The following is a 26,450-nucleotide window of genomic DNA, read 5'->3' as shown; positions in this document are numbered from 1 at the left end:
TCGTCACAGCGAAGTAGCGTCTGAGCGAATGGCGACATCGGCGATCCGCTGAACTTGCAGTGATCGGCTGAGGAAAAGCAGCAACGGGGTTTTTGGTTTTGGCGACGTCTGGTCGCGCGTCAGCGCGACGAGAGGGGGAGGTTTCATGAGCACCGTATCCGACGTATCATTCGAGCCTGCCGATCCTGCGGTTGAGTTTTTCGCGTTCGCCGATCATGTCTTTTCGATCTTTCATTGCAGCGCTCACACTCCGGTCTATCCGTCGAGTCCTCCGCTGAGCTGACCCTTTTCACCTCGTGTCGGTCCAGATCTGACGTCGGCTGATCCAGCCGAATGGCGGAGCCATGGCCGAAACCAACTCGCTAGTCGCAGCGATGGCGTGAGTCCTCATGACTTCGCCGCGGCGACGGCCCGAAACTCTGAAACTGAAAAGTTGCTGAAATGTCCAACATGGAACAGGATCGCTGGTCTCGCGTGAAAGGCCGTTTGCGCTCGAGCGTCGGCGAGGACGTGTATTCGAGCTGGTTTGCGCGGATGGACCTCGAGAGTGTTCAAGACGAAAGCGTGCACCTGTCGGTCCCGACCCGATTTCTGAAGAGCTGGATCCAGACGCACTACTCCGACAAGGTGCTGTCGTGTTGGCAGGCCGAACTGCCGGAGGTGAATCGCATCGACGTCACCGTGCGCTCTCCGGTGCGATGCTCCACGCCGGCCAAGGAAATGCCGGCAGCCGCCGATGGTCGCCGTGACGAGCCGCGGCCCGCCACCGAGCGCAGCAATGGTGCGGCACCGGCGACATCCAATCACGATGCGCTCGGCGGCTCGCCGCTCGATCCGCGACTGACATTCGCCAGCTTCGTGGTCGGCCGTTCCAATACCCTGGCGCACGCCGCCGCCAAGCAGGTGGCCGAAGGCCGCCGCGGCGACCCGGTGATGTTCAACCCGCTGTACATCCACTCCGGCGTCGGCCTCGGCAAAACCCATCTGCTGCAGGCCGTCACCTGGGCCGGCAATGCCGGCACCGAACGCAAGGTGCTGTATCTCACCGCCGAGAAGTTCATGTACGGCTTCGTCGCGGCGCTGAAGACGCAGACCTCGCTCGCCTTCAAGGAAGCGCTGCGCGGCATCGACGTGCTAGTGATCGACGATTTGCAGTTCCTGCAGGGCAAGACCACCCAGGCCGAGTTCTGCCACACCCTGAACGCGCTGATCGACGCCGGCCGCCAAGTGGTCGTGGCCGCCGACCGACCACCGGCCGATCTGGAAAGCCTCGACGAGCGGGTACGCTCGCGGCTCGCCGGTGGTCTCGTCGTCGAAATGGCGCCGCTCGGCGAAGATCTGCGCCTCGGCATCCTGCGCTCGCGCGTGGTCGCAGCGCGCGCCCATCACGCCAGCTTCGACGTGCCGCAGCCGGTGCTCGAATATCTCGCCCGCAGCATCACCCATAACGGCCGCGATCTCGAAGGCGCGATCAATCGCCTGCTGGCGCATTCCAAGCTGAACAATCAGCCGGTGACGCTGGAGATGGCCGAGCACGAGGTGCGCGACCTGATCCGCCCCTCCGAGCCGAAGCGCATCAAGATCGAAGACATCCAGCGCATCGTCGCGCGGCAGTACAATGTCAGCCGCTCCGATCTGCTGTCGTCGCGCCGGACTGCCAATGTGGTGCGGCCGCGTCAGGTCGCGATGTATCTGGCCAAGACGCTGACGCTGCGTTCGCTGCCGGAGATCGGTCGGCGGTTCGGCGGCCGCGACCACACCACGGTGCTGCACGCCGTGCGCAAGATCGAAGGCCTGGTGTCCAAGGACACCACACTGTCCGATGAAGTCGAATCCCTGAAGCGCCAGCTTCAGGAGTAGGCTCTTCGGCACTCCGCAGCAGTCGGCGTCACTTTCAGCCGAATCTCGGGGAAATTTGCGCCGGCGGCGGTCCCGTGCTCTTGCGCCGATCGCACAACCACGCCACCCTGCGGACCCCTCGCGGGTCCGGGCGACCTCAGCGGGTGCCAATGGCCTTGGCGCCGCATCCGGCTGCCAGGCCCCTCCATCATATCCGGCAGCTTCATCACACGATGCGGGCGCGGAGCAGGCGGGTTTTGCAATGAAGGTCACGGTCGAACGCGCGCAACTGTTGAAGTCGCTGAGCCACGTGCATCGCGTGGTCGAGCGCCGCAACACCATCCCGATCCTCGGCAACGTGCTGGTGCGCGCCGAAAACGCGCAGCTCGCGCTGAAGGCGACCGATCTCGACCTCGAGGTCACCGAAACCTTGCCGGCCGAAACCGCGACAGCCGGCTCGACGACGGTGCCGGCTCACATGTTCTACGACATCGTCCGCAAGCTGCCGGACGGTTCGCAGATCGTATTGGAGAGCGACGGCGACCGATCGGTGCTGGCGATCCGCGCCGGCCGCTCACGGTTCACGCTGCAGACGCTGCCGGAGAGTGATTTCCCGGATCTCGCCGCCGGCGAGATGAGCCACGCCTTCCGGCTGCCGGCGTCTGACGTCAAGCGGCTGATCGATCGCACCCAGTTCGCGATCTCGACCGAAGAGACCCGCTACTATCTCAACGGCATCTATCTGCACGCCGCCGGCACCGCCACTGCTTCGACACTGCGGGCGGTCGCCACCGACGGACACCGCCTGGCGCAGCTCGATCTGGCCCTGCCGAGCGGAGCGGGCGGCATGCCGGGCGTGATCGTGCCGCGCAAGACCGTGGGCGAAGTGCAACGACTGATCGAAGACACCGAAGCCGAAATCGGCATCGAGCTGTCGACCGGCAAGATCCGCTTCACGCTCGGCAACGTGGTGCTGACCTCCAAGCTGATCGACGGCACCTTTCCGGACTACGGCCGGGTGATCCCGCAGAACAACGACAAGGAACTGCTGGTCGACAAGAAGGACTTCGAGGCCGCGGTCGACCGTGTCTCGACGATTTCCTCGGAGCGCGGCCGCGCGGTGAAGCTGGCGCTGTCGGCCGGAAAGCTGGTGCTGTCGGTGACCAATCCGGATTCCGGGAGCGCCACCGAAGAGCTCGAGGTCGAATACGCTTCCGATCCGATCGATATCGGCTTCAATTCCCGCTATCTGCTCGACATCGCCGCACAGATCGAAGGCGAAGTCGCGGTGCTGAAGCTCGCCGACCCGGGCTCGCCGACCCTGATCCAGGACCGCGATTCCAAGAGCGCCCTGTACGTGCTGATGCCGATGCGGGTGTAATACGAGCCGCTTCAATAGCACCATCGTCATCGCCCGGTTGCAGCCGAATTCGTCATTGCCGGGCTTGATCCGGCAATCCATCTTCTTCGTGTGGCCCAAGCGTTGCGGCGAGCGAGACGTCGCAGGATCTCGACGATAATTTTGTCCGCTGGCGCGGACGCTGGATTGCCGGGTCAAGCCCGGCAATGACACCCTCATCATGATCGCCGCCCGCATCACACGCCTGACGCTGACGCATTTTCGGAGCTATCGCGCTGCATCGCTGACGACGCAGCGCGACCAGGTGGTGCTGGTCGGGCCGAACGGGGCCGGCAAGACCAACTGCCTGGAGGCGATCTCTTTTCTGTCGCCGGGCCGCGGCTTGCGCCGGGCCAGACTGGAAGACGTCGCAGATCACGAGGGCGACGGCTCGTGGGCGGTGTCGGCGGAGGTCGAGGGTGCGCTCGGGCTGGCGACTCTCGGCACCGGGATCGAGCCGCCGCGCGGCGAGACGGCGACGGCGCGGCGCTGCCGCATCGACCGCGAGCCGGTCGGCTCTGCCGCCGCCTTCGGTGATCATCTGCGCATGGTGTGGCTGACACCGGCAATGGACGGGCTGTTCGTGGGCGCTGCCTCCGAGAGGCGGCGGTTCTTCGATCGCCTGGTACTGGCGATCGACAGCGGTCATTCGGCCCGGGTCTCCGCGCTCGACCGCAGCCTGCGGTCGCGCAACCGCCTGTTGGAAGACATCCGCAATGCCGACTCGCACTGGCTCGACGCCATCGAGCGTGAAACTGCGGAACTCGCGATTGCAGTCGCGGCGCAGCGCGGCCAGACTGCACTCAAGCTCACCGCGATGCTCGACGCCCGCGGCGCCACGTCGGCATTCCCATCAGCCAGGATCATGCTGGACGGATGGATGGAAAATGCCCTGGCCTCCGAACCGGCCACCACTGTCGAAGACCGCTATCGTGCCATCCTCCGCGACAACCGCGGCCGCGACGCCGCCGCCGGCCGCACACTGAACGGACCGCATCTGACCGATCTCGAAGTCGTCTATGCGCCCAAGGCGATGCCGGCGCGCGACGCTTCCACCGGCGAGCAGAAGGCGCTGCTGATCGGCCTGGTGTTGGCGCACGCCCAGCTCGTCGCCGAGACCACCTCGATCATCCCGCTGCTGCTGCTCGACGAAGTGGTGGCGCATCTCGACCCCGACCGCCGAAAAGCGCTGTTCGCCGAGCTCGGCAAGCTCGGCGCGCAGGTCTGGATGACCGGCGCGGACCCTTTGGCGTTCGCCGAGATCGGGCCGGCGGCGGCGATTTTCGACGTCGAGAACAGCCGAATCACGCCGCGCGGATGAGCGTTCGAGCCGCGCACAAGCGGCCGCTTCGCCGCTGTGCGCTGCGGACGCCGAATCGGCCTTGGAGCACCTTGCGTCGACGACAAAAAACCTTATATCTTCAAAGGTTTGAATGCCACGACTTTGCACTGGTGACGCCTCTCCTTTCGTGGCACAAAAGAGCGCTTCGCTCCGAATGGCGCACGCCGATTCGATCGCAATTCTGAAGGTCCCTGCATGACTGAACCTGCCCGGCAGCCCTCTGCCGAATCCGTGCATCCCGCGCCGGCCGAATATGGCGCGGAATCGATCCGGGTGCTGAAGGGCCTCGATGCCGTTCGCAAGCGGCCGGGCATGTATATCGGCGACACCGACGATGGCTCCGGCCTGCACCATATGGTGTACGAAGTCGTCGACAACGCCATCGACGAGGCGCTCGCCGGCCATGCCAGCCGCGTCGAAGTCATCTTGAATGCCGACGGTTCGGTGACGGTGCGTGACGACGGCCGCGGCATTCCGGTCGACATCCACAAGGGCGAAGGCGTGTCGGCGGCCGAGGTCATCATGACCCAGCTCCACGCCGGCGGAAAATTCGACCAGAACTCCTACAAGGTGTCGGGCGGCCTGCACGGCGTCGGCGTCTCGGTGGTGAACGCGCTATCGAGCAAGCTGATCTTGCGGGTGTGGCGCAACGACAAGGAGCACTACATCGAATTCGCCCATGGCGACGCCGTTGCGCCGCTCAAGGTGGTCGGCGACGCAGGCGGCAAGCGCGGCACCGAGGTGACGTTCTACGCATCGGCCGAAACCTTCACCCACATCGAGTATGATTTCGCCACGCTGGAGCACCGGCTGCGCGAACTCGCCTTCCTCAATTCCGGCGTCTACATCGTGCTGTCCGACATGCGCCACGCGGTCGAGAAGCGCGAGGAGATGCGCTACGAGGGCGGCGTCACCGAATTCGTCAAGTATCTCGACCGCAACAAGAAGCCGATCGTACCCGTGCCGGTCGTGATCGGCGCCGAGTTGAACGGCATCACGGTCGAAGCCGCGCTGTGGTGGAACGACACGTATCATGAGAACGTGCTTTGCTTCACCAATAACATCCCGCAGCGCGACGGCGGCACGCATCTGGCCGGCTTTCGCGCCGCACTGACGCGGCAGATTACCGGCTATGCCGAGGCCGGCTCCAAGAAGGAGAAGGTGGCGCTGACCGGCGACGACTGCCGCGAAGGCCTCACCGCTGTGCTGTCGGTGAAGGTGCCGGATCCGAAGTTCTCGTCGCAGACCAAGGACAAGTTGGTGTCCTCGGAAGTGCGGCCGGTGGTCGAGAACGTCATCAACGAAGCGCTCGCGGCGTGGCTGGAAGAACATCCGGCCGAGGCCAAGACTGTGATCGGCAAGGTGGTCGAAGCCGCCGCGGCCCGCGAGGCCGCCCGCAAGGCGCGCGAACTGACGCGGCGCAAGGGTGCGCTCGACATCGCCTCGCTCCCCGGAAAGCTCGCCGATTGCCAGGAACGCGATCCGGCCAAATCCGAACTGTTCATCGTCGAGGGTGACTCGGCAGGCGGTTCCGCCAAGCAGGGCCGCAACCGCGAATTCCAGGCCGTGTTGCCGCTGCGGGGCAAGATCCTGAACGTCGAACGCGCGCGCTTCGACAAGATGCTGTCGTCCGAGCAGATCGGCACGCTGATCACCGCGCTCGGCACCGGCATCGGCCGCGAAGACTTCGACCTGTCGAAGCTGCGCTACCACAAGATCATCCTGATGACCGACGCCGACGTCGACGGCGCGCACATCCGGACTCTGCTGCTGACGTTCTTCTTCCGGCAGATGCCGGCGCTGATCGAAGGCGGCTATCTCTACATCGCGCAGCCGCCGCTTTACAAAGTGACGCGCGGCAAGTCCGAGCAATATCTGAAGGACGAACGCGCACTCGAAGACTATCTGATCGCCACCGGCCTCGACGATTGCGTGTTCAAGCTGGCGAGCGGCGAGGAGCGCGGCCGCCGCGATCTGCTGAAGCTGGTCGAAGACGCGCGCGTGATCCGCTCCACGCTGCACAATCTGCACAGCCGCTACAATCGCAGCGTCGTCGAGCAGGCGGCGATCGCCGGCGTACTCAGCCCACGCATCACCGGGGACATTGCTACCGCCAACGAGGCCGCCGCCTACATCGCGCGGCGGCTCGACGCCCTGGCCGACGAAGTCGAACGCGGCTGGGTCGGCCGTTTCGTCGAAGGCGAAGGCTTTCAGTTTGAACGCACGGTCCGCGGCGTCAAGGAAGTCGCAATGATCGACGACGCGCTGCTCGGCTCCGCAGACGCGCGCAAGCTCGACGAATACGCGGCCATCCTGCAGGAAATCTACCCGCGCCCCGGCGTGCTGCGTCGCAAGGACGCCGAAACCGCGATCCACGGTCCGGTCAGCCTGTTCGAGGCGGTGACCGACGCCGGCCGCAAGGGTGTGACGCTGCAGCGCTACAAAGGCCTCGGCGAGATGAATCCGGATCAGCTCTGGGAGACCACGCTCGACACCAACGCTCGCTCGCTGCTGCAGGTGAAGGTGCGCGAGGTCGACGAAGCCGATGACATCTTCACCAAACTGATGGGCGACGTCGTCGAACCGCGCCGCGAGTTCATCCAGGAGAACTCGCTAAGCGCGACGGTGGACGTGTAGACGGTTCGCATCCTCGAGGCTCGACACGAGCCTCGAGTGCGCAGGTCTTGCGCTTGGAACGTCGCTACGTTTGACCCGTCATGGCCGGGCTCGTCCCGGCCATGACGCGAAAACACTTAGGACCGTTCGATCGGCGTCGCGCTTCGCGAAGCTACGCCGCCCGTTCCGCTTTCAGAACGCCGCGGCGGATCTGGTCTTCTTCGATTGATTCGAACAGCGCCTTGAAGTTCCCTTCGCCGAAGCCGTCGTCGCCCTTGCGCTGGATGAACTCGAAGAAGATCGGGCCGATCGCATTGGCCGAGAAGATCTGCAGCAGCACCTTGGTCTGGCCGCCGTTCACCACGCCTTCGCCATCGATCAGGATGCCGTTCTGCTGCAGCCGGGCGACGTCCTCGCCGTGGTTCGGCAGCCGAGCATCAACGCGCTCGAAATAGGTCTCGGGCGGCGACGGCATGAACGGCAGGCCGCTGGCACGCAGGTCCTCGACGGTGCGATAGATGTCGCGGCAGCCGCAGGCGATGTGCTGGATGCCCTCACCGCGATACAGCGTCAGATATTCTTCGATCTGGCCGGAGTCGCCGGCGTCCTCGTTGATCGGAATCCGGATCTTGCCGTCCGGGCTGGTCAGCGCGCGCGAGAACAGGCCGGAGGCGCGGCCTTCGATGTCGAAGAAGCGGATTTGCCGGAAATTGAACAGCTTGGCGTAAAACCCGGTCCACACGTCCATCCGGCCGCGGTGCACGTTATGGGTCAGATGATCGATGTAGTAGAGCCCGGCGCCGGCGGGCCGAGCATCGCGGGCGCCGAGCCAGTCGAACTCGGTGTCGTAGGCAGAGCCCTTGGCGCCATAGCGGTCGACGAAATACAGCAGACTGCCGCCGATGCCCTTGATCGCCGGCACGTCGATCGTCGCCTGCGCAGGCGTGACACCCGCCGGTTCGGCGCCGAGTGCGATCGCGCGTTCGTAAGCCCGTTTCGCATCGACCACGCGAAACGCCATCGACGGTGCGCACGGGCCGTGCGCGGTGACGAAGTCGGTGCCGTGGGTGCCGGGCTGCTCGTTGACCAGATAGTTGACGTCGCCCTGGCGATAGACCGAGATCGCCTTGGCGCGATGCTTCGCCACCAGACTGAAGCCCATCAGCTCGAACAAGCCATGGAGCTGCGCCGGATCAGGATGGGCGAATTCGACGAACTCGAACCCATCTGTGCCCATCGGATTGTCGGCGCTGATCGTGGCCGGCTGCGCATCGTGCGGAAATGGTCCCATCGGCGGCTCCTCCAGGTTGGTTCTTTAGCCGGTAGTATGATCCGCACGACACGCAAGGAGCGTGCAAATGCTAGCCGTTCGCGCTAGCTTGTGCACGATCCATGCATCAAGGATGGCTTCTGCGCATGATATCGGTCGATGCCTTCGATCTGAAAATTCTGAGCGCGCTGCAGGACGACGGCCGCCTCACCAACCAGGAGCTGGCCGACCGCGTGCAGCTGTCGCCGTCGCAATGCTCGCGGCGACGGATGCGGCTGGAGCAGGACAACGTCATCACCGGCTATCGGGCCGAGCTGGCGAGCGACGCGCTCGGCTTCGGTGTGGTCGCCTTCATCCAGATCACGCTGGCGACCCACTCACCGGACAATGCCGAGCGGTTCCGGTCACTGGTCGGCCGCATCGATGCAGTCCAGGAGGCCTACTCCCTGACCGGCGACGCGGACTACGTGCTCAAGGCCGTGCTGCGCGACCTCAAGGGCTTGTCCGACCTGGTCAACAACGTGCTGATGCCGCACCAGAGCGTCGCGCATGTGCGCTCGTCGATCGTGCTCGACCGCCTCAAGGATAGCGCGCGGCTGCCGCTGAAGCAGCTCGCGAACGGTTGATTCGCCCGGCGCTCCCTGGAGACTGATCACCCCCGCCGGGGCCGTCGTCGATCAGCTCCGTGGGATCGAGATGCGGCAGACCACCCCGGCAGGGCGGAATTCCAAGGTCGCCCCGCCGCTGCCGAGGCTGCGCGAGATCAACGTTTGCCCGAAACCTGAGCTTTGCGGCGGCGCGACCGGCGGTCCGTCATGTTCCTGCCACTCGATGGTCAGCGACTCGTCGCCGGTCTCGACCCGGCGCACCGATATCCTTCCGGACGGGACAGACAGCGCGCCGTATTTGACAGCGTTGGTGGTGAGCTCGTGAAACACCAGTCCCAGCGAGACCGCGGTCCTCGCCTCCACCGCGATGTCGAGCCCCTCGGTGACGATCCGGCCGCCGGACAGCGACGCGAACGGCGCCAGTTCGGCAGCGAGCAGGTCCCTGATCTGCAGGCTCTGCCACGAGGCGTTCGACAGCAGCGTGTGCGTGGCCGCCAGCGCCTGGATCCGGCCGGTGAAGGATTTCTGGAAGTCCTCGATGGTGCGCTCGTGCGCGGCGGTCCGCGCGCAGATCGCCATCACCATCGTCAGCGTGTTCTTGACGCGGTGGTCGAGCTCGCCCATCAGCAGCGCCTGGTGCCGCTCGGCGGCCTTGCGCTGCGACAGATCGATCAGCGTGACGACGCAGCCCTGAGTGCGCTCGCCGGACACCATCAGCGGCGCCGCGCTGATCATCACATCGGTAATCGTCGCCGACGGCGTGCGGACCGCCGCTTCCAATCCCTGCACCGGAAGACCCGCGGTCGCCATCGCGACGATATCATCGCTGCTCATCAGCTCGGACGCTTCGGGAAAGCCGAGCGCGATCGCCTCCGCAAAGGTCTTGCCGACCGGGGCCTCCGCACAGATCCGCGTTGCCGCGCCATTGAGGTGGGTGACGCGGCCGGCCCGGTCGCAGACGATCACCGCCTCATTGGCGGAGGCGAGGATCGCGCGCGCCAGCCGCTCCGACTCCCGGGCCGCGGCGGCCTGCTCGCGTTCGCTGATATCCGTGAAGGTGATCGCGGCCCCGCGGACCACGCCGAACTCCAGCGGGGTGCCGGTGAGCAACATGCTGCGCTCGGCATCGCCGACCCGCAGATGGATCTCGGCCGACTGCCGCTCGCGCTGCGCCTGCGCCTGCAGACCTCGGAACGCCGCCTGGTTGACCGGATCCAGCAGGGCAATGAGCGCTGGCGCGGTGAGCGAACCGTGCGCGCAATCCAGCAACGCGCACAGCGCCTGGTTGGCGTAAAGCAGCTGCCCGTCCTGATCGAACGCCGCGGCGCCGACATCCATCGCCTCCATGAAGGTGCGATAGGACTGGCCACCGCCTTCGAGCGTGAACACCTGCTCGGCGTCGGCGCCGCGTACCACGACCGCATCGATTTCGCCGTCACGGATCGCCCGCAGCGTTTCCTCGGCCTCTTCCAGCCGAGCCTCCAACTCCGCCCTGCTCAGCGCCGCGACCGCCGATGTCACGAGGACGATTCCTCCACCGCAAGATGGACCAGCACTTTCGGCGTGTCGGACAGGTCGCCGATGATCTTGCGGATCGGCACCGGCAGCTCCTTCACCAGGGTCGGGATCGCGACGATGCCGTGCTCGCGGGCGAGCTGAGGTGACTTCTTCAGATCGATCACCTCGACCCGGTACTTGCCGGCCAGGTGCTCGGCACAGATCTTTTCGAGATTACGGATCGCGGCCAGCGATTTGGGTGTCTCGCCCGCGACATACAGCACAAGTTTGATCGGATCGGCCATCGTCGTCCCTTACTCCGTACCGCCGGCCGACCCGGCGAAGCCCCGGCTCAGCGCCATCTCGGACGCATCGCGTTCGCTCTGCGCGCGGAAACTGGCTTCGGCCTGCGTCAGCCGGCGCAACTCGGCTTCGTCCACCGCGAGATCCGCCTGCAACGCGTCGATCTGCGCGAGTGCACGGCGGCGGCGCTGCTCGATCTGATCCTGCAGACGCGCCACCTCGGTGCGCCGCTCGTTCTCGGCGCGTCTTGCCTTGGCCTCTTCGGCTCGGCGTGCCGATCCGGTCACTGCGCCCCCGTCGCCGAGATACGGCGGCAGCAGATGAATACCGTCATTGGACATCACAAATTCGCGCACCTGATTGGAGTGCGCGATGCCGCGCGCCTTCAGCAGATAAAGCTCGCGATTGAATTCGCCATGCGCCTCACGATTCAGCAGCAGGATCCAGGCGTCCATCAGCGACGACAGACCGGCATCGGTCTCGGTCTGAGCGCCGTGCGCCAGATGGGTGAACACGCCGGTAATGCCTTTGGATTTCAAATAGTCGACCATGCGCAGCAGCATCGCCTGCACTTCGCCGATCTGCCCGCTTTCGGTGAATGCGGAGATCGGATCGAGCACCACGATGTCCGGCTTGAAGCGCGCGACCTCGCGCAGCATCACCGCCAGATGCATTTCCAGGCTGTAGAAGGTCGGGCGGGCCGCGATGTAGCGGAGCTTGCCGCCCTGCAGCCAACGTTCGAGATCGGTGCCGACCGACCTCATGTTGCGGACGGTCTGAGCTTCCGATTCCTCGAAGGACAGATACAGCGCCCTGTCGCCGCGGCGGCAGGCGGCATCGACCATCATGCAGGCCAGCGAACTCTTGCCCGAGCCTGCGACGCCGCTGATCAGGACGCTGGTTCCGCGAAAGAAACCTCCGCCGGACATCATCGCGTCGAGGTCGTCGACGCCGGTCGAAATCCGGTCCTGATAGACCTTGTGCGACAGGCCGAGCGACGACACCGGCAGCACGCTGAAGCCGTCTTCGTCGATCAGAAACGGGTACTCGTTGGTGCCATGCGCGGTCCCGCGATATTTGACGATGCGCAGCCGGCGAGTGGAAATCTGATTGTCGACGCGGTGATCGAGCAGGATGACGCAGTCCGAGACATATTCTTCGAGGCCCTGCCTGGTCAGCGTGCCGTCGCCGCGCTCGCCGGTGATGACCGCGGTCAGCCCCTTCTGCTTCAGCCAATCGAACAGCCTACGGATTTCGGCGCGCAGTACGGCCGGATTTTGAAAGGCCGAGAACAGGCTCTCGATGGTATCGAGCACGATCCGCTTGGCGCCGATTTGATCGACCGCGAATTCGAGCCGCAGAAACAGTGCTTCCAGGTCGTAATCGCCGACCTCGGCGACCTCGGTCGGATCGAGCGCGATATGCTCGATCAGAACCCGCTCTTGCTCGATCAGCCCCTGCAGATCGAACCCGAGTGATGCGACGTTGTCGACGATGTCGACCGGACGCTCTTCGAAGGTCACGAACACGCCGGGCTCGCCATACAGCCGGGCGCCGTTGATCAGAAAGGTCGAGGCGAACAGCGTCTTGCCGCAGCCGGCCGAGCCGCAGACCAGACTCGGCCGCCCGGAGGGTAAGCCGCCGAGGGTGAGATCGTCGAAACCTTCGATCCCCGTCAGGGATTTGGATATGCCGTCAGCCATCACAACACAGGTTCGTTTTCCGAGTTGTAAGAGAACAGGAACTCGCTGCCTAGAGCACGCGAAGCGAAAATCCTGAGCCTCCGGCGCGGAACGATTTCGCGACTCTTGCGTTACGGCGACGATCATCAGGTGTCGACGCTACCTGACTCCCGCGGCGAGATCGGCGGGCTACGACCGGCCCGCAGAGCTGGCGAACATCCCGACGGACCACGAACCTGCAAGCGACCCCATTTGATGCGGCCCGCGGCCGCGCTGCTTGCGCCTTATCGCGGCGGTGTGAGACACTGTACGCAATGCGCAAGGGGGCAACATGCAACGCGGGGATTTCGGGTTCTTCTTTCCGTTCCGGGTCAGATACTCCGAGGTGGACGGCCAGGGGGTAGTCTTCAACGCGCATTATTTGACGTATTACGACACGTCGATCACCGAATTCTTCCGCCGGCTCGGCTACGACTACGTCGCCGCCGTGAACACCACCGGTGTCGATTTCCACACCGTGAAATCGCTCGTCGAGTACAAGGCGCCGATCCGTTTCGATCAGGAGATCGAGGTCGGGGTGCGGGTCGGGCGGATCGGCAATTCCAGCCTGAGCTTCGATCTGGCGATCTTCGGTAAAGGCGACGACAGGCTTTACGCCATTGGCGAGATCGTGTGGGTGTACACCGACCAGACCACACACGCGACGGTTCGCGTGCCCGAAGAGTTGCGGGCAATGATCGCGGAAGCTGAGGGCCAGCTCACAGCCTGAGCGGCCTTGCAACGTCGCCAGCAGACCATCGTCGGGATCGCGCTCGCGAACGGCGGCGCCGATCGTGCCTGCGAACCGGTGTTCCGGCGCCCTAACCAGCACCCGGCGGCGGCACCGGCAGCGCCGTCACCGACTTGATCTTCTCCATGGCGAAACGCGACGTGACGTTCTTCAGCGGCACGGTGCCAATCAGCTTCTTGTAGAACTGGTCGTAGGCGCGCATGTCGGCGACGACGACACGCAGCATGTAGTCGACGTCTCCAGCCATCCGATAGAATTCGATCACCTCGGGCATCGCGCTGACGGCGTCGGCGAAGGCCTCGAGCCAAGCGTCGGAGTGATCGCCGCTCTCGATCGAGACGAACACCGACAACCCCAGCCCGATCTTGTCCTGGTCGACCAGCGCCACCCTTTTGGTGATCACGCCATCGGCTTCGAGCCGCTGGATGCGCTTCCAGCACGGCGTCGAGGATAAGCCCACCCGGTCGCCGATTTCGGCCACTGACAACGAGGCGTCCTGCTGCAGCACCGCCAGGATCTTGCGGTCGATGGCATCAAGCCGTCGAATTGGCTCGGCGGCACTGCTTTCGGTCTCAGCCATTTGATGGAGAACTTTCTTCCAAAGATGATGTTTCGTAGCATCATAAGTGGAAGAAAATTTCCCGCAAGTTGCAAGTTCCGGGAGCAGGGCTTCCCGGACCGTCTTGCAGCAGGGCGATTTGCTGCCGCTCAGGCGACCTGGAGCTTGGGGCCGCGGCTCCGAGGGGATGTCTCGAGATGGCGGACCGCCGCTTTCTGGGCGTCGCCAGGCGAGCGGAAGCCCTGCCCCTCGAGTCCGGAGAAGTCGTCGCACGCGGAATGGAAACGGAAGCTGCGGCCGTCACGCACCACGATACCTGCGGCGCGTGAATCGACTTCGATAATGAAGGCATGGGACATGGCGGCACTTCTTTGGTCGGCGACTCGCCCGATCGAGCGGTACGCCGGCCTGATAGCCCCGCACTGTTTCAGCCGAATGAAACCCGCTTAAAGCTTTGATCCTGCGACGATGTGTCGAGGCGGAGGGAACCGGCCGGTCAGCAGCAGGACATCGGCGGAAACGCCGGCTGCAGCTTGCGTAGCGCCCGGTAGAACCGTGCAAACCAGCGGCGCGGCCACGGCTGCGCCTGCAGCCAGCGTTCCTGCACGTCGTCATCGGGTTCGATCGACAATTCGGGTTCGGCAGGCGGAGATAGCTCCACGGGGCCGGCGGCGCGTTCCACGGGGGCGACCATGGGGGCGACCCGTGGCAGGTCGTCATAGGCGAGCATCGCCATGTCAGCCTCGCTTTTCTGCCGGCGATTCGGCCGGCGGCGGCAAAGGCGGATCGTCGTCGGCGATGGCTCGCCAGGCGGCTCCGTCGAGATCTTCGAATTGGCCGCTCTTCAGCGACCACAGAAACCCGATCAGTCCGAGCAGGCCGAGCCCGAGCGCCAGCGGGACCAGGATCACCATCACTTCCATGGTGCGCCTCCCTGGCGGACACGGCGCGCCCGCATCGCATTCAGCATCACCAGCAGCGACGATCCGGACATTGCCAGCGCAGCGATCAGCGGGGTGGCGTAACCGGCGATCGCGATCGGCACCGCCAGCACGTTGTAGCCTATGGCAAGACCGAGGTTCTCGCGCATCACCGCCATCGCCTTGCGCGAATAATCCACCGCCGCAAGCACCGGCGCCAGCTCCTTGCCGAGGAACACCAGATCGGCGGTGGCCTGGCTGAGATGCGTGGCGCTGATCGGCGACATCGACACATGGGCGGCGGCGAGCGAGGGCGCGTCGTTCATGCCGTCGCCGACCATCATCACGGTCCGGCCCTGTTTCTTCAGCGCCTCGATGTGGGCGATCTTCTCAGCGGGCGTGACCCCGGCGCGCCAGGCGGACACCCCGAGCGCGTCAGCGGCGTGGCGCACCGCCGGTTCGCGATCGCCGGACAACAGCTCGACGGCGATCCCGCGGTTGGTCAGCGCGTCGATCGTCTTGGCGGCATCGGGCCGCAGCAGCTGCCGGACCGCGAACACTACCCTGTGTTCGCCGCGACTGAACGCCACCACCGAAACTTCCGGGTCTTCGCTGAGGATCTTGTTGGCCTCGGCATCCGCGCCACAGAACGACGGGCTGCCCAGTCGCAGTTCCTCACCGCCGAACAAGGCGCGGACACCACGGCCCGGCTCTTCCACCACGCCGGCCAGCGGCGACTTGGCTTGCGCTGCGCGGGCCACCGCGGCGGCGACCGGATGGTGGCTGGCGAGCGCCAGTCGGCCGGCGAGGTCGAACACGTCCGGCGGCACGCTGGCCGCGTTGACGACATCGAGCTCAGGCAGCGTCAGCGTGCCGGTCTTGTCGAACACGATGGTGTCGACGGCTGCGGCTCGCTCGATCGCGTCACCGGCATTGAGCAGCACCCCGGCCCGGAACATAGCGCCGGAGGCGACCGTCTGCACCGCCGGAATTGCCAGGCCGAGCGCACAGGGACAGGTGATGATCAGGACTGCGATGCCGATCACGATCGCATCGTGCCAGCTCGCACCGGCCAACATCCAGCCGATGATAGTGAGCAGCGCGGTGGCGTGCACCACCGGTGCATACAGTCGGGAGGCACGGTCGGCCAGCTGGACATAGCGCGAGCGGGCCTGCAGCGCATGGTCGAGCAACCGGGTGATCTCGGACAGCAGGGTGCCTTCCGCGGCCGCGGCCACCCGGACCCGAAGCGTTCCGGAAATATTGAGCGTACCGGCATAGACCTGGGTGCCGCGCTCGGCCGGCACATGCAGCGTCTCGCCGGTGATCAGGCTCTGGTCGATTTCGGATCGGCCGTCGACCACGGTGCCGTCGACCGCGCAGCGCTCTCCCGGCCGCAGCAGCACGATGTCGCCGGACCGCACCGCGGCGATCGGCACCTCCGCGATTTCGTCGGGGCCGACGAATTTGGTCGCAGTCTCGGCCTTCAGCGCGGCCAGATTGCCGGCGACCGCGCGTGTCCTCTGCCGCATCTTCTGGTCGAGGAAACGACCCGCCAGCAGGAAGGCGATCAGCATCACGGCGGCGTCGAAATACGCGTGCTCGGCGTGATTGATGGTCTCGACCAGCGACATGCCGAGCGCCAGCGTGATGCCGATCGTGATCGGCACGTCCATGTTGACGCTCTTGGCCTTGAGCGCGCGGAACGCCGACTGGAAGAACGGCTGACCCGCATAAGCGGCGCAGGGCAGCGCCACCAGCGCCGACAGCCAATGGAAGAAGTCGCGCGCCTCGGGGCTCAGATCGCCGCCGTACCACACCGGCACCGACAGCATCATCACGTTCATGGTGGCGAAGGCTGCGACGCCGAGGCAGCGCAGCAAGTACTTGCTGCGCTCGGCCTCTTCGACCTCGGCCCGCACAGGTTCGTAGGGATAGGCCTTGTAGCCGAGTTCGGCGAGGCGATCGATGAACTGGCCCGGCTCCAGCGCGCTGCCCTTGTTCCACTCCACCGCGAGACGGCGATCGGTGAGATTGACGCGGGCGAGAGTCACGTCCGGAATCGATTGCAACCCGCGCTCGATCTTGGCCATACAGCTCGCGCAGTGCACGCCTTCTACCGCGAGGTCGAGATGCGCGATCCGGCCGTCGACATCCTTCACGTAATGAGAGAAATCCCGCGTCTGCAGCATTCGGCGATCCTCGTCACGCCTGCCGGATCGGCGTCAGTTCAGCAACAGCTTGTTCTTGGAGAGGAACATGCGGATGCCGCCTTGATCCCCTTCCAGCACCAGATCCCAGCGCCCGGGCAGCACACTATCGGCGTTGCCGCGATAGATCCCGCCGCCGACTTCCGCCAACGTCACCTCGCGGTCGAACCGCTTGTCGGACGGCCGCTCCAGACGGCCGAAGAAGCTCAGACCGGCCAGTGGCAGGCCGGCCTTGTCGCGCGCCTCGACCTGAAGCACCGCGGCGCCGTTCGGTTTGCGCTCGACCTTGGCGTCGACCTTCCAGCCGCGCCGATCCTGGTCGCGCGCGGCGATGATCTCGCGTTCGTAAGCCAGACTGGCGGCGTAAGCGCTGTCGACCTCGGTGCCCGGCAGCGTCTTGATCGCCAGCGCCATCATCAGTCCGTTGACGCCGAACACGATGCCGAAGAAGGCGACGAGCAGCGCCAGGACGACCTTGCCGGTGAGAGGACGAGGCGATGGTTCCGATCGGTTCATGAGACGGCTCCGACTTCGAATCAGGGCGTGACGAACACATCCTTGGTGGAGGCGACCTCGCCGAGTCCGATATCGGTGACGTGGAACGTCACCGGTACCGACTGCGGCACGTCGTCATTGGCATTGGTATTGGAGTCGACCAGCACCCGCAGTTCGGTGGTGGTGTCGCGCCCGAGCACGATCATCGGCCGATCCGGGGTGATCGAGTCCGCACCGACCACGTGGATCACCGCGTTCGGCGGCCCCTCGACGTCGACCGCGACGACGCGATCGAATCCGCGCTTGTTCAGGAAGCGGATGGTGTAGCCGTTTCGGACCGAGCCATCGGACAGCCGCACCGCGACCGGGTTGCGGTCGTGCAGAACGTTGACGTCGAGCAGGGTGCGGTTCGCCAGCTTGTACAGCATGGCGCCGCCGATCGCGACGATGATCAGCGTGTAAACCACCGTGCGGGCGCGGATCGGCTTGAAGATCTCCGGCTTGCCTTCCATCCTGCGATGGATGTTGATGTCGTTGTCGTAGCCGATCAGCCGGGTCGGGCGGCCGATCTTCTTCATCACGTTGTCGCAGGCATCGATGCACAGGCCGCACTGGATGCAGTCGAGCTGCGGCCCGTTGCGGATGTCGATCCCGGTCGGACACACCGCGACGCACTGGTTGCAGTCGACGCAATCGCCGACCGGCTCCCCGAGCGCGCGCAGCTGCGCCGCCTTCTTCAGCGACGAGCGTTTTTCGCCGCGGTCGTATTTGTAGGTGACGTTGAGCGCCCATTCGTCGGTGAGCGCCGCTTGGATTCGCGGCCACGGGCACATGTAGACGCAGACCTGCTCCCGCATGAAGCCGGCCAGCGTGTAGGTCGTGAAGGTAAGGATGCCGATCCAGATATATGCCACCATCGGCGCGTCGAAGGTGACCAGTTCCTTGATCAGGGTCGGCGCATCGGCGAAGTACAACACCCAGGCGCCGCCGGTCCACCAGGCGATCATCAGCCAAATCGAGTGCTTGAGCGCCACTTCAGCGGCGCGCTGCAGCTTGAAGCCTTCGCCGGCTTTACGCATCCGCTCGCGGCGGTCGCCCTCGACGAACCGTTCGACCGCGTAGAACAGGTCGGTCCACACCGTCTGCGGGCAGAGATAGCCGCACCACACCCGGCCGCCGAGCGCATTCATCAGGAACAGCACGATGGCGGCGACGATCAGCAGGCCGGTGAAATAATAGATTTCCTGCGGCCACAGCTCGATGGCGAAGAAATAGAACCGGTTGTTGGCGAGGTCGATCAGCACCGCCTGATCGGGCGCGCCCAGACCGCGGTTCCAGCGCACGAACGGCAAAAAGTAATAGATCCCGAGGCAGACCGCCATCAGGATCCATTTGATCCGCCGGAACGGACCGGAGACGCTTTGCGGGAAGATTTTCTTCTGTGCCGTGTACAGCGGACCATCGTCGTCGGGCTGCAGATCGGCCGCGCGCAGGGGCTTGTTCATAGCGAGGGTTCTTTTCCCTTCCAGCGTCGAGCGCAAGCTCTATTCCGAGCGCGCGGATCAAATCCTCGCGTGCCCCCCAACACGCAGGTCCCGCGCGCCCGTCGGAGCGGCGGCTATTTGCCGCCGCCGAGCGAGTGGACGTAGACCGCCATCGCCTTGATGGTCGTCGGATCGAGACGTCCGATCCACGCCGGCATCACGCCGGCACGGCCGTTGGTGACGGTTTCGATGATCGTCGCCTCGTCGCTGCCGTACAGCCAGATCCGGTCGGTCAGGTTCGGCGCGCCGAGCTCCTGATTGCCCTTGGCGTCCTCGCCGTGACAGGCGACGCAATTGTCGGCGAAGACCTGCTTGCCGGCGGCGAGATCGACACCCGGCCGGGTCGACAGACCGGACAGCGAACGAACGTAGTTGGCGACCTCGACGATCTGCTCCTTGGTCAGCACGCCGTCCTTGCCGAACGCCAGCATGTTGCCCATGTGGCCATCGTCGTTGCCGGAGCGGGCGCCGTACTTGATGGTCTTCTCGATCTGCTCGAGCGAGCCGCCCCAGAGCCAATCGTCGTCGTTCAGGTTCGGGAACCCCTTGCCGCCGGCGGCACCGGAGCCGTGGCACGGCGCGCAATTATCGCCGAACACCACCTTGCCCTTGGCACGAGCCAGCGCCAGCAGCGCGGGGTTCTTCTCGATCTCCTCGAGCGAGGCGGTCGACAGCGCCGCCATCTTCTCACCGCGAACCTGATTCAGCTTGGCCAGATCGACATCGAGCTCCGCGCGCGACGAGTAGCCGAACAGGCCGCGGGTATAGCCATTCATCATCGGCCAGGCCGGATAGACGATGAAGTAGCCGATCGACCAGATGATGGTGGCGTAGAAGGTCCAGATCCACCACCGCGGCAGCGGCGTGTTCAGTTCCTTGATACCGTCCCATTCGTGGCCGGTGGTGGCGGTGCCGGTAACCTTGTCGATTTCGGCGTGGTGTGCGTGGTCAGCCATGACGTCTCAGTCCTCTCGCAGCGGCATCCGGGCGGCCTCGTCGAACGCCTTCTGGTTTTTCGGCCAGAGCGCATACACCACGATGGCGACGAAGATGGCCATGAACAGCGGCGTCCACCAGCTCGTGACCAGACTGGACGCGATATTGTCGAAGTAGATGATCGCTTTCATGTCGCCGCCTCAGCGAAGGTTGGCTTTTTCGTCGTACAGCTTGAAGTCGACCAGGGTGCCGAGCATCTGCAGGTAGGCGACCAGCGCGTCGAGCTCCGTCGGATCGCCGGACTGACCGTCGAAATTGCGCACCACAGCCTTCGGGTAGCGCTTCATCAGGTCCGCCGCTTCGGCGCCCTCGGGATCGAGCTGCGCCTTGGCGTCGGACGCCGCCTTGGCGATGTCCTCGTCGGTATAGGGAACGCCGAGGGTGCGGTTGGTCTTGAGGTGATCGGCGAGGCTCGCGAGATCGACCTTGCTGTCGGCCAGGAAGGCGTAGTTCGGCATCACCGACTGCGGCACGATCGAGCGCGGATTCTTCAGATGCGCCACGTGCCAGTCGTCGGAGTACTTGCCGCCGACCCGCGCGAGGTCCGGACCGGTGCGCTTGGAGCCCCACTGGAACGGATGATCGTACATCGATTCCGCGGCCAGCGAGTAGTGGCCGTAGCGCTCGATTTCGTCGCGCAGCGGACGGATCATCTGCGAGTGGCACAGATAGCACCCCTCGCGGATGTAGACGTTGCGCCCGGCGAGCTCGAGCGGGGTGTAGGGACGCATCCCGTCCACCTTTTCGATCGTGCTCTTCAGGTAGAAAAGCGGCGTGATCTCGACCAGACCGCCGATCGCGACGACGATCAGAATGCCGACGATCAGAACGACGGAGTTGGTCTCGAAGATTTTGTGCCGAGCCCAGATAGACATGAATTGCTCTCCTTACTCGGCGGGCTGCAGGGCGACCCGAGGCTCGGCCTCGGACGACTCGCCGACGCGAACCGTCATCCAGAGATTGTAGGCCATGATCAGCGCGCCGATCAGGAACAACCCGCCGCCGGCGGCGCGGATGGCGTAGAACGGATGCATGGCTTCGACGGTCTCGATGAACGAGTATTCCAGGAAGCCGAGCGAGGTGTAGGCTCGCCACATCAGGCCCTGCAGGATGCCCGACACCCACATCGCCGAGATGTAGAGCACGATGCCGAGGGTGGCGATCCAGAAGTGCCAGTTCACCAGTCGGATGCTGTAGAGCTGCTTGCGGCCCCAGATCCACGGCACCAGGCAGTACAGCGCGCCGAACGACACGAAGCCGACCCAGCCGAGCGCGCCGGAGTGGACGTGTCCGATGGTCCAGTCGGTGTAGTGGCTGAGCGAGTTGACCGCCTTGATGGCCATCATCGGACCTTCGAAGGTCGACATGCCGTAGAAGGCGACCGACACCACCATCATGCGCAGCACGGGGTCGGTGCGGAGCTTATCCCACGCGCCCGACAGCGTCATCAGACCGTTGATCATGCCGCCCCAGGACGGCATCCACAGCATGATCGAGAACGTCATGCCCAGCGTCTGCGTCCAATCCGGCAGAGCCGTGTAGTGCAGATGATGCGGACCGGCCCAGATGTACAGGAAGATCAGCGCCCAAAAGTGGATGATCGACAGCCGATAGGAATACACCGGCCGCTCCGCCCGCTTCGGGATGAAGTAGTACATGATGCCGAGGAAGCCGGCGGTCAGGAAGAAGCCGACCGCGTTGTGGCCGTACCACCACTGGAACATCGCGTCCTGCACGCCCGACCAGGCGATGTAGGACTTCGAGCCGAGCAGGCTGACCGGCAGCGTCGGGTTGTTGCCGAGATGCAGCACCGCGATGGTGATGATGAAGGCGAGATAGAACCAGTTCGCCACGTAGATGTGCGGCTCTTTGCGCTTCATCAGCGTCGCCAGGAACACCAGCAGATAGGTGACCCAGACGATGGTCAGCCACAGGTCGGCGTACCATTCCGGCTCGGCGTATTCTTTCGATTGGGTGACGCCGAGCAGATAGCCGGTGCCGGCGATCACGATGAAGAAGTTGTAGCCGATGGCGACGAACCAGGGGGCGAGGTCACCGGCGAGGCGCGCCCGCGTCGTCTTCTGGACGACGTAGAACGAGGTCGCCAGCAGCACGTTGCCGCCGAAGGCGAAGATCACCGCCGAGGTGTGCAGCGGCCGCAGCCGCCCGAAATTCACCCATTGGGCGATGTTGAGGCCGGGATAGGCCAGTTCCAGAGCGATGTAGAGGCCGGCGGTGAAGCCGGCGATGCCCCAGAACATCGCCATGAAGGACATGAACTTGATCGGTCCGAGGTTGTAATTCGGAACCCCGTTGATCTCCTGCGGCGGCAGCCCCGAGCGGCTGCGGTGCCGAACGATGATCGCGAACACCGCCCAGGCGCTGAACGCAGCCGCGAGCGCGGCATGAAATGCGAAGGGAGCATCCTTGGCGAAGATCGCCGCGTAGATGGACAGGACCGTGGTCAATGCGAACACGACCGTGAGACCACCCTCGCCAAGGGTGATCCGCTTCGAATTCAGGGCTTGATTCATCTGATCAATCTTTTCTTCGGCGGGCAGGTGACTGCACCATCCCCGGTTTCGGGACCGCACGTTTGATCGAGATCAAAATGCCCAAATTCGCGCCACTGCAATGGGCGTTTTGTGCGGTGCGATCGACACCTCGTGCTTTTCGATGAAATGCCTCGAAATTGCAAGAACCATCACGACTTGCGTCTGTCACCCTCGGCTGCGCACGAGGTTGGCCGGAGCGCCGGATCACGGCCCTAGACCAAAGAATGAGGCAAAACTCAGCGAATGACTTTCATTCGCCCATTCGAGGGTGCGCTGACGCTCCGCCGCAGTCCAGCGCGCAGGCCTCAAGACGAGTATGGATCAACCGCAGCCACGGAACCGAGCCGGGCGGCACTCCTTACTCGCGACTGGATCACCGGCGGCTTGGCCGCCTCGCCTCCCCTGACCGGTCGATCCCAGAACGCCTTCGACATGCTCCTCGGCACGCAACAGGCCGCAGCCGCGCCAGCGCACCTGGCGGCAGAAATGCCCCTCACCACTTCTCGCCGTAGGGACGGATCTCCATCTCGAAGGTCCAGGCGCTTTTCGGCTGCTGATAGAGCTGCCAATAGGCGCCGGCGACGGCTGCCGGCGGCATCAGCAAATCTGGGTTGGCGAGGGCGTCCTTGCCGAACATCTGCTCGCGGCGCTCGCGCACCCAGGCGGTGTCGACGCCGGAATCGATGATCAGATGCGCGACATGGATATTCTTCGGCATCAGCTCACGCGCCATCGACTGCGCCACCGCCCGCAGCCCGAATTTGGCGGAGGCGAAGGCGGCGAAGCCCGAGCCGCCGCGCAGGGACGCGGTCGCGCCAGTGAAGAAGATCTTGCCCTGCCCGCGCGCCAGCATCAGCCGCGCCGACTCCCGTCCCGACACGAAGCCGGCCCAGCACGCCATCTCCCAGACCTTGCGGAACACCCGATCGGTGGTCTCCAGGATCGGGAAATTGACGTTGGCGCCGACGTTGAAGATCGTCACCTCCAGCGGCGCATGGGCGTCGGCGTCGTTGAGGAATGCCGTCACCTCGTCTTCTTTGCGTGCATCGAGCGAGCGCGCGACGATCTTGCCGCCGGCCGCCTCGATCTCCGCCACCAGCGGCGCAAGCTTCTCCCCGTTGCGCCGGCCGGCGAACACGGTGAAGCCCTCGGCAGCAAACTTCTTGGCGATTTCCGCCCCGATGTAATCGCCGGCTCCGATCACCGCGACGGTGGCGTTGCGTGGCTGCATTGGCGTCTCCCGTTGTCCCCGTCGTTGCGAGCGCAGATCTCGATTGAAGCTAGCCGTACATCTCTTCGACGTCGCGAAGCTGTTCCTTGCCGAAGAACATCTCCTTGCCGACGAAGAAGGTCGGCGAGCCGAACGCGCCGCGCTGCACGGCGTCTTCGGTGTTGGCGATCAGCTTCGCCTTCACCTCCGGCTCCTGCGCACGGGTCAGCAGGGCCTTGCCGTCGAGCCCGGAGGACGACAGCGCTGCCGCGGCGACTTCGAGATCATCCATCTTCTTCGGCTCGACCCACATATGGTGGAACGCGGCCTCCACATACGCCTCGAACACGCCTTCGAGCTGCGCCGCGACCGCGGCACGCATCAGGTTGAGCGTGTTGACCGGAAAATGCGGATTCCAGACATACGGCTTGACCGCGTAGCGCTTCAGGAAGCGCTCGGTTTCGAGCGCGTGGAATTCGCGCTTGTTCTTGATGCCAGCCAGCGTCTCCGCCGGGGACTTGTTGTTGGTGGCCTTGAAGATGCCGCCGAGCAGCACCGGCACGTAGTCGAATTTGGCGCCGATCCGCCGCTCGATCGCCGGGATCGCCTCGTGGGCCAGGAAGGCGTTGGGGCTGCCGAAGTCGAACAGGAATTGCGGGGCGGGCTGGGTCATGGTCTCCTCCGGCAGCGGCGGGGTCGCCTTATATGATTGTCGTCATTCTACGAAGACCGTAGCGCGTCTGCCGCGACCGATCAACCGGGTCGGGGGCGAGGTCCGCAATCTTCGGAACTGTGATGTCCCGCGCCGCGGAAACTCTGCTAAGGCGGAGCACGTTCTCACGGCTGGTGCCGCTTCAATCACTGACAGACATCCGGGATCTTCGCGACATGCTGACCGTCCATCACCTCAACAACTCCCGCTCGCAACGCGTGCTGTGGCTCCTGGAGGAGCTCGGCACCCCTTACGAGATCAAGCGCTATCAGCGGCAGCCGGACATGATGGCGCCGAAGGAGCTGCGCGCCGTGCATCCGCTCGGCAAGTCCCCGGTGATTACCGACAGCGGCAACACCATCGCCGAGTCCGGCGCCATCATCGAATATATCGTCGGCACCTACGGGGACGGCCGGCTGATCCCGCCGCCAAACACTCCGGAACGGCTGCGCTACACCTACTGGCTGCACTATGCCGAGGGATCGGCGATGCCGCCGCTGCTGCTGAAGCTGCTGTTCTCGATGATGCCGAAGCGCGCGCCGGCGCTGGTGCGGCCATTGGTGAAGATGGTGGCGTCCGGCGCGCTGACCGGCTTCGTCGATCCGCAGCTCAAGCTGCATATGGATTATTGGGAGAGCGAACTCGGCAAGGCCGCGTATTTCGCCGGCGACGAATTCACCGCCGCCGACATCCAGATGAGTTTCCCGCTGGAAGCCGCCGCCTCACGCGGCGGTCTCGACCAGCGCTATCCCAAGGCGCTGGCCTGGCTCGAACGCATCCACGCCCGCCCCGCCTACAACCGCGCGCTGGAAAAAGGCGGGCCTTACGAGATCGGCAAGGCGTAAGTAACAGCTTCGATGAAAACAACGATCGACGCGCCAAGCACGACAGCTCCCTCTCCCGCTCGCGGGAGAGGGAGCGCTCTGTGCTTGGGGAGAGCCTATCCCATCGGCAGCGGCGCGACGGTCACGCCGGGCGGGGGAACGTCGTCGTCGGGGACGAAGAAGTCGGACATCAGCTGCACGCTCGGATCGACCCGGTACGGCTCGAAGTCGCGCACGCCGGCCTCGTACAGCACGCTGTCGTCGATGCAGAACTGGCCGGTGAAGTCGCGTGCCGGCTTCGTCAGGATCGCGTGGGCGGCGTCGCCCATGATCTCCGGCGTGCGGCTGGTGCGGATCATCGCGTCGCCGCCGAGCAGATTGCCGACCGCCGCCGTGGCGATTGTGGTGCGCGGCCACAGCGCGTTGACGGCGACACCGGCTTGCTTCAGCTCGCCGGACAGGCCGAGCGCCACCATGCTCATGCCGAACTTCGCCATGGTGTAGGCGGTCGACGCCGCGAACCACTTTGCCTTCATGTCGAGCGGCGGCGACAGCATCAGGATGTGCGGATTGGCGGCCTTCTTCAGATGTGGGATGCAGTATTTGGACACCATGAAGGTGCCGCGGGTGTTGATCCCCATCATCAGGTCGTAGCGCTTCATCTCGGTCGCCTGCGAATTGGTCAGGCTGATCGCGCTGGCATTGTTGACGCAGATGTCGATGACGCCGAACTCCGCCACCGTCTTGCCGATCGCGTCGATCACCTGCGCTTCGTCGCGGATATCGCAGACCAGCGGCAGCGCCTTGCCGCCGGCCGCGACGATCTCTTCGGCGGCGGTGTAGATCGTGCCCTTCAGCTTCGGATGCGGCTCGGTGGTCTTGGCCGCGATCGCCACATTGGCCCCGTCCCGCGCCGCCCGCAGCGCGATCGCGAGCCCAATGCCCCGGCTCGCCCCGGTGATGAACAGCGTCTTGCCCTTTAGTGGTGCCATCTGACGTCCTCTCCCTCGTGCAAACCGGATCGTTCTCCCGCGAGGGTAGCGCCGGTTCTCTGAAAATCGAAGTCATCGGAAGGCTAG

Annotated in this window: 25 protein-coding genes; 7 read left to right on the top strand and 18 right to left on the bottom strand. The window is 64.8% G+C overall.

Translation table 11 applies throughout. The features are described from left to right. Positions 1–441: 441 nt before the first annotated feature. The 4 genes from dnaA to gyrB all read left to right on the top strand — a co-directional run bounded on the left by dnaA (position 442) and on the right by gyrB (position 7,217). Positions 442–1,860 carry a chromosomal replication initiator protein DnaA gene (gene dnaA, locus DWA33_RS03380; protein ID WP_114356686.1) on the top strand — a complete coding sequence of 473 codons (1,419 nt, stop codon included), beginning with the start codon at positions 442–444 and terminating at the stop codon, positions 1,858–1,860. 241 nt (positions 1,861–2,101) lie between these two features. After that, complete coding sequence (dnaN, locus tag DWA33_RS03375; protein ID WP_114356685.1) at positions 2,102–3,220, top strand: DNA polymerase III subunit beta; 1,119 nt, start codon at positions 2,102–2,104, stop codon at positions 3,218–3,220. 199 nt (positions 3,221–3,419) lie between these two features. Further along, the gene (gene recF / locus DWA33_RS03370) at positions 3,420–4,559 is read left to right on the top strand and encodes a DNA replication/repair protein RecF (protein WP_114356684.1); all 1,140 of its coding nucleotides are present in this window, start codon (positions 3,420–3,422) and stop codon (positions 4,557–4,559) included. 216 nt (positions 4,560–4,775) lie between these two features. Then, the gene (gyrB, locus tag DWA33_RS03365; protein WP_114356683.1) at positions 4,776–7,217 is read left to right on the top strand and encodes a DNA topoisomerase (ATP-hydrolyzing) subunit B; all 2,442 of its coding nucleotides are present in this window, start codon (positions 4,776–4,778) and stop codon (positions 7,215–7,217) included. Between the two features lie 151 nt (positions 7,218–7,368). On the opposite strand, the gene hppD is transcribed toward gyrB, so the two are convergent. Beyond that, positions 7,369–8,487, bottom strand: a complete 1,119-nt coding sequence (hppD, locus tag DWA33_RS03360; protein ID WP_114356682.1) for a 4-hydroxyphenylpyruvate dioxygenase — start codon at positions 8,485–8,487, stop codon at positions 7,369–7,371. Between the two features lie 125 nt (positions 8,488–8,612). On the opposite strand from hppD, the gene DWA33_RS03355 reads away from it, so the two are divergent. Then, a complete protein-coding gene (locus DWA33_RS03355) occupies positions 8,613–9,092 on the top strand; it encodes an Lrp/AsnC family transcriptional regulator (protein ID WP_114356829.1) in 480 nt (159 codons plus the stop codon). A 51-nt stretch (positions 9,093–9,143) separates the two neighbouring features. Here the strand turns inward: DWA33_RS03355 and DWA33_RS03350 are convergent, their stop codons facing one another. From DWA33_RS03350 to kaiC, 3 genes are read right to left on the bottom strand one after another with little or no spacing between them, the layout of a single operon-like run. Further along, complete coding sequence (locus tag DWA33_RS03350) at positions 9,144–10,595, bottom strand: PAS domain-containing sensor histidine kinase (RefSeq protein WP_114356681.1); 1,452 nt, start codon at positions 10,593–10,595, stop codon at positions 9,144–9,146. Further along, the gene (locus DWA33_RS03345; protein WP_114356680.1) at positions 10,592–10,876 is read right to left on the bottom strand and encodes a circadian clock KaiB family protein; all 285 of its coding nucleotides are present in this window, start codon (positions 10,874–10,876) and stop codon (positions 10,592–10,594) included. The genes DWA33_RS03350 and DWA33_RS03345 overlap by 4 nt, the downstream gene beginning before the upstream one ends. Positions 10,877–10,885: 9 nt before the next feature. Further along, positions 10,886–12,577, bottom strand: coding sequence for a circadian clock protein KaiC (gene kaiC / locus DWA33_RS03340; protein WP_114356679.1), 1,692 nt, complete (start codon positions 12,575–12,577; stop codon positions 10,886–10,888). A 310-nt stretch (positions 12,578–12,887) separates the two neighbouring features. Here kaiC and DWA33_RS03335 point away from each other — a divergent pair, with 310 nt between their 5' ends. Continuing rightward, positions 12,888–13,325 carry an acyl-CoA thioesterase gene (locus DWA33_RS03335; protein WP_114356678.1) on the top strand — a complete coding sequence of 146 codons (438 nt, stop codon included), beginning with the start codon at positions 12,888–12,890 and terminating at the stop codon, positions 13,323–13,325. Between the two features lie 91 nt (positions 13,326–13,416). Here DWA33_RS03335 and DWA33_RS03330 read toward each other — a convergent pair whose 3' ends face one another. The 13 genes from DWA33_RS03330 to DWA33_RS03270 form a co-directional block, all read right to left on the bottom strand. After that, on the bottom strand, positions 13,417–13,926 hold the full coding sequence (locus tag DWA33_RS03330) for an Lrp/AsnC family transcriptional regulator (protein ID WP_114356677.1): 510 nt from the start codon (positions 13,924–13,926) through the stop codon (positions 13,417–13,419). Between the two features lie 128 nt (positions 13,927–14,054). Then, positions 14,055–14,264 carry a hypothetical protein gene (locus DWA33_RS03325; protein ID WP_114356676.1) on the bottom strand — a complete coding sequence of 70 codons (210 nt, stop codon included), beginning with the start codon at positions 14,262–14,264 and terminating at the stop codon, positions 14,055–14,057. Between the two features lie 137 nt (positions 14,265–14,401). After that, a complete protein-coding gene (locus DWA33_RS03320) occupies positions 14,402–14,641 on the bottom strand; it encodes a hypothetical protein (RefSeq protein WP_114356675.1) in 240 nt (79 codons plus the stop codon). A gap of 1 nt (position 14,642) precedes the next feature. Next, entirely contained in the window at positions 14,643–14,828 is a 186-nt protein-coding gene (gene ccoS / locus DWA33_RS03315) for a cbb3-type cytochrome oxidase assembly protein CcoS (RefSeq protein WP_114356674.1), read from the bottom strand. Next, complete coding sequence (locus DWA33_RS03310) at positions 14,819–17,017, bottom strand: heavy metal translocating P-type ATPase (protein ID WP_114356673.1); 2,199 nt, start codon at positions 17,015–17,017, stop codon at positions 14,819–14,821. Before DWA33_RS03310 ends, ccoS begins: the two co-directional genes overlap by 10 nt. Before the next feature lie 33 nt (positions 17,018–17,050). Beyond that, positions 17,051–17,551 carry a FixH family protein gene (locus tag DWA33_RS03305; RefSeq protein WP_114356672.1) on the bottom strand — a complete coding sequence of 167 codons (501 nt, stop codon included), beginning with the start codon at positions 17,549–17,551 and terminating at the stop codon, positions 17,051–17,053. Between the two features lie 20 nt (positions 17,552–17,571). Then, entirely contained in the window at positions 17,572–19,035 is a 1,464-nt protein-coding gene (gene ccoG, locus DWA33_RS03300) for a cytochrome c oxidase accessory protein CcoG (protein WP_114356671.1), read from the bottom strand. Between the two features lie 113 nt (positions 19,036–19,148). Next, positions 19,149–20,030: a cytochrome-c oxidase, cbb3-type subunit III gene (gene ccoP / locus DWA33_RS03295; RefSeq protein WP_114356670.1), complete on the bottom strand. Its 882-nt coding sequence runs from the start codon at positions 20,028–20,030 to the stop codon at positions 19,149–19,151. Between the two features lie 6 nt (positions 20,031–20,036). Then, positions 20,037–20,201, bottom strand: coding sequence for a cbb3-type cytochrome oxidase subunit 3 (locus DWA33_RS03290; RefSeq protein WP_114356669.1), 165 nt, complete (start codon positions 20,199–20,201; stop codon positions 20,037–20,039). 9 nt (positions 20,202–20,210) lie between these two features. After that, positions 20,211–20,945: a cytochrome-c oxidase, cbb3-type subunit II gene (ccoO, locus tag DWA33_RS03285; protein ID WP_114356668.1), complete on the bottom strand. Its 735-nt coding sequence runs from the start codon at positions 20,943–20,945 to the stop codon at positions 20,211–20,213. 12 nt (positions 20,946–20,957) lie between these two features. Then, complete coding sequence (gene ccoN, locus DWA33_RS03280; RefSeq protein ID WP_114356667.1) at positions 20,958–22,604, bottom strand: cytochrome-c oxidase, cbb3-type subunit I; 1,647 nt, start codon at positions 22,602–22,604, stop codon at positions 20,958–20,960. A 514-nt stretch (positions 22,605–23,118) separates the two neighbouring features. Further along, positions 23,119–23,856, bottom strand: coding sequence for an SDR family oxidoreductase (locus DWA33_RS03275; protein WP_114356666.1), 738 nt, complete (start codon positions 23,854–23,856; stop codon positions 23,119–23,121). A 49-nt stretch (positions 23,857–23,905) separates the two neighbouring features. After that, a complete protein-coding gene (locus DWA33_RS03270; RefSeq protein ID WP_114356665.1) occupies positions 23,906–24,508 on the bottom strand; it encodes a 2-hydroxychromene-2-carboxylate isomerase in 603 nt (200 codons plus the stop codon). Between the two features lie 215 nt (positions 24,509–24,723). On the opposite strand from DWA33_RS03270, the gene DWA33_RS03265 reads away from it, so the two are divergent. After that, positions 24,724–25,392 carry a glutathione S-transferase gene (locus DWA33_RS03265; RefSeq protein ID WP_114356664.1) on the top strand — a complete coding sequence of 223 codons (669 nt, stop codon included), beginning with the start codon at positions 24,724–24,726 and terminating at the stop codon, positions 25,390–25,392. A gap of 95 nt (positions 25,393–25,487) precedes the next feature. On the opposite strand, the gene DWA33_RS03260 is transcribed toward DWA33_RS03265, so the two are convergent. Further along, positions 25,488–26,363, bottom strand: a complete 876-nt coding sequence (locus DWA33_RS03260; protein WP_114356663.1) for an SDR family oxidoreductase — start codon at positions 26,361–26,363, stop codon at positions 25,488–25,490. Positions 26,364–26,450: the final 87 nt, after the last annotated feature.

Source organism: Rhodopseudomonas pentothenatexigens (genome assembly GCF_900218015.1).
GTDB classification, from domain to species: Bacteria; Pseudomonadota; Alphaproteobacteria; order Rhizobiales; family Xanthobacteraceae; genus Rhodopseudomonas; species Rhodopseudomonas pentothenatexigens.
The sequence above is the reverse complement of the archived record's forward strand: the minus strand, read 5'-3'. Positions and strand labels throughout refer to the sequence as shown.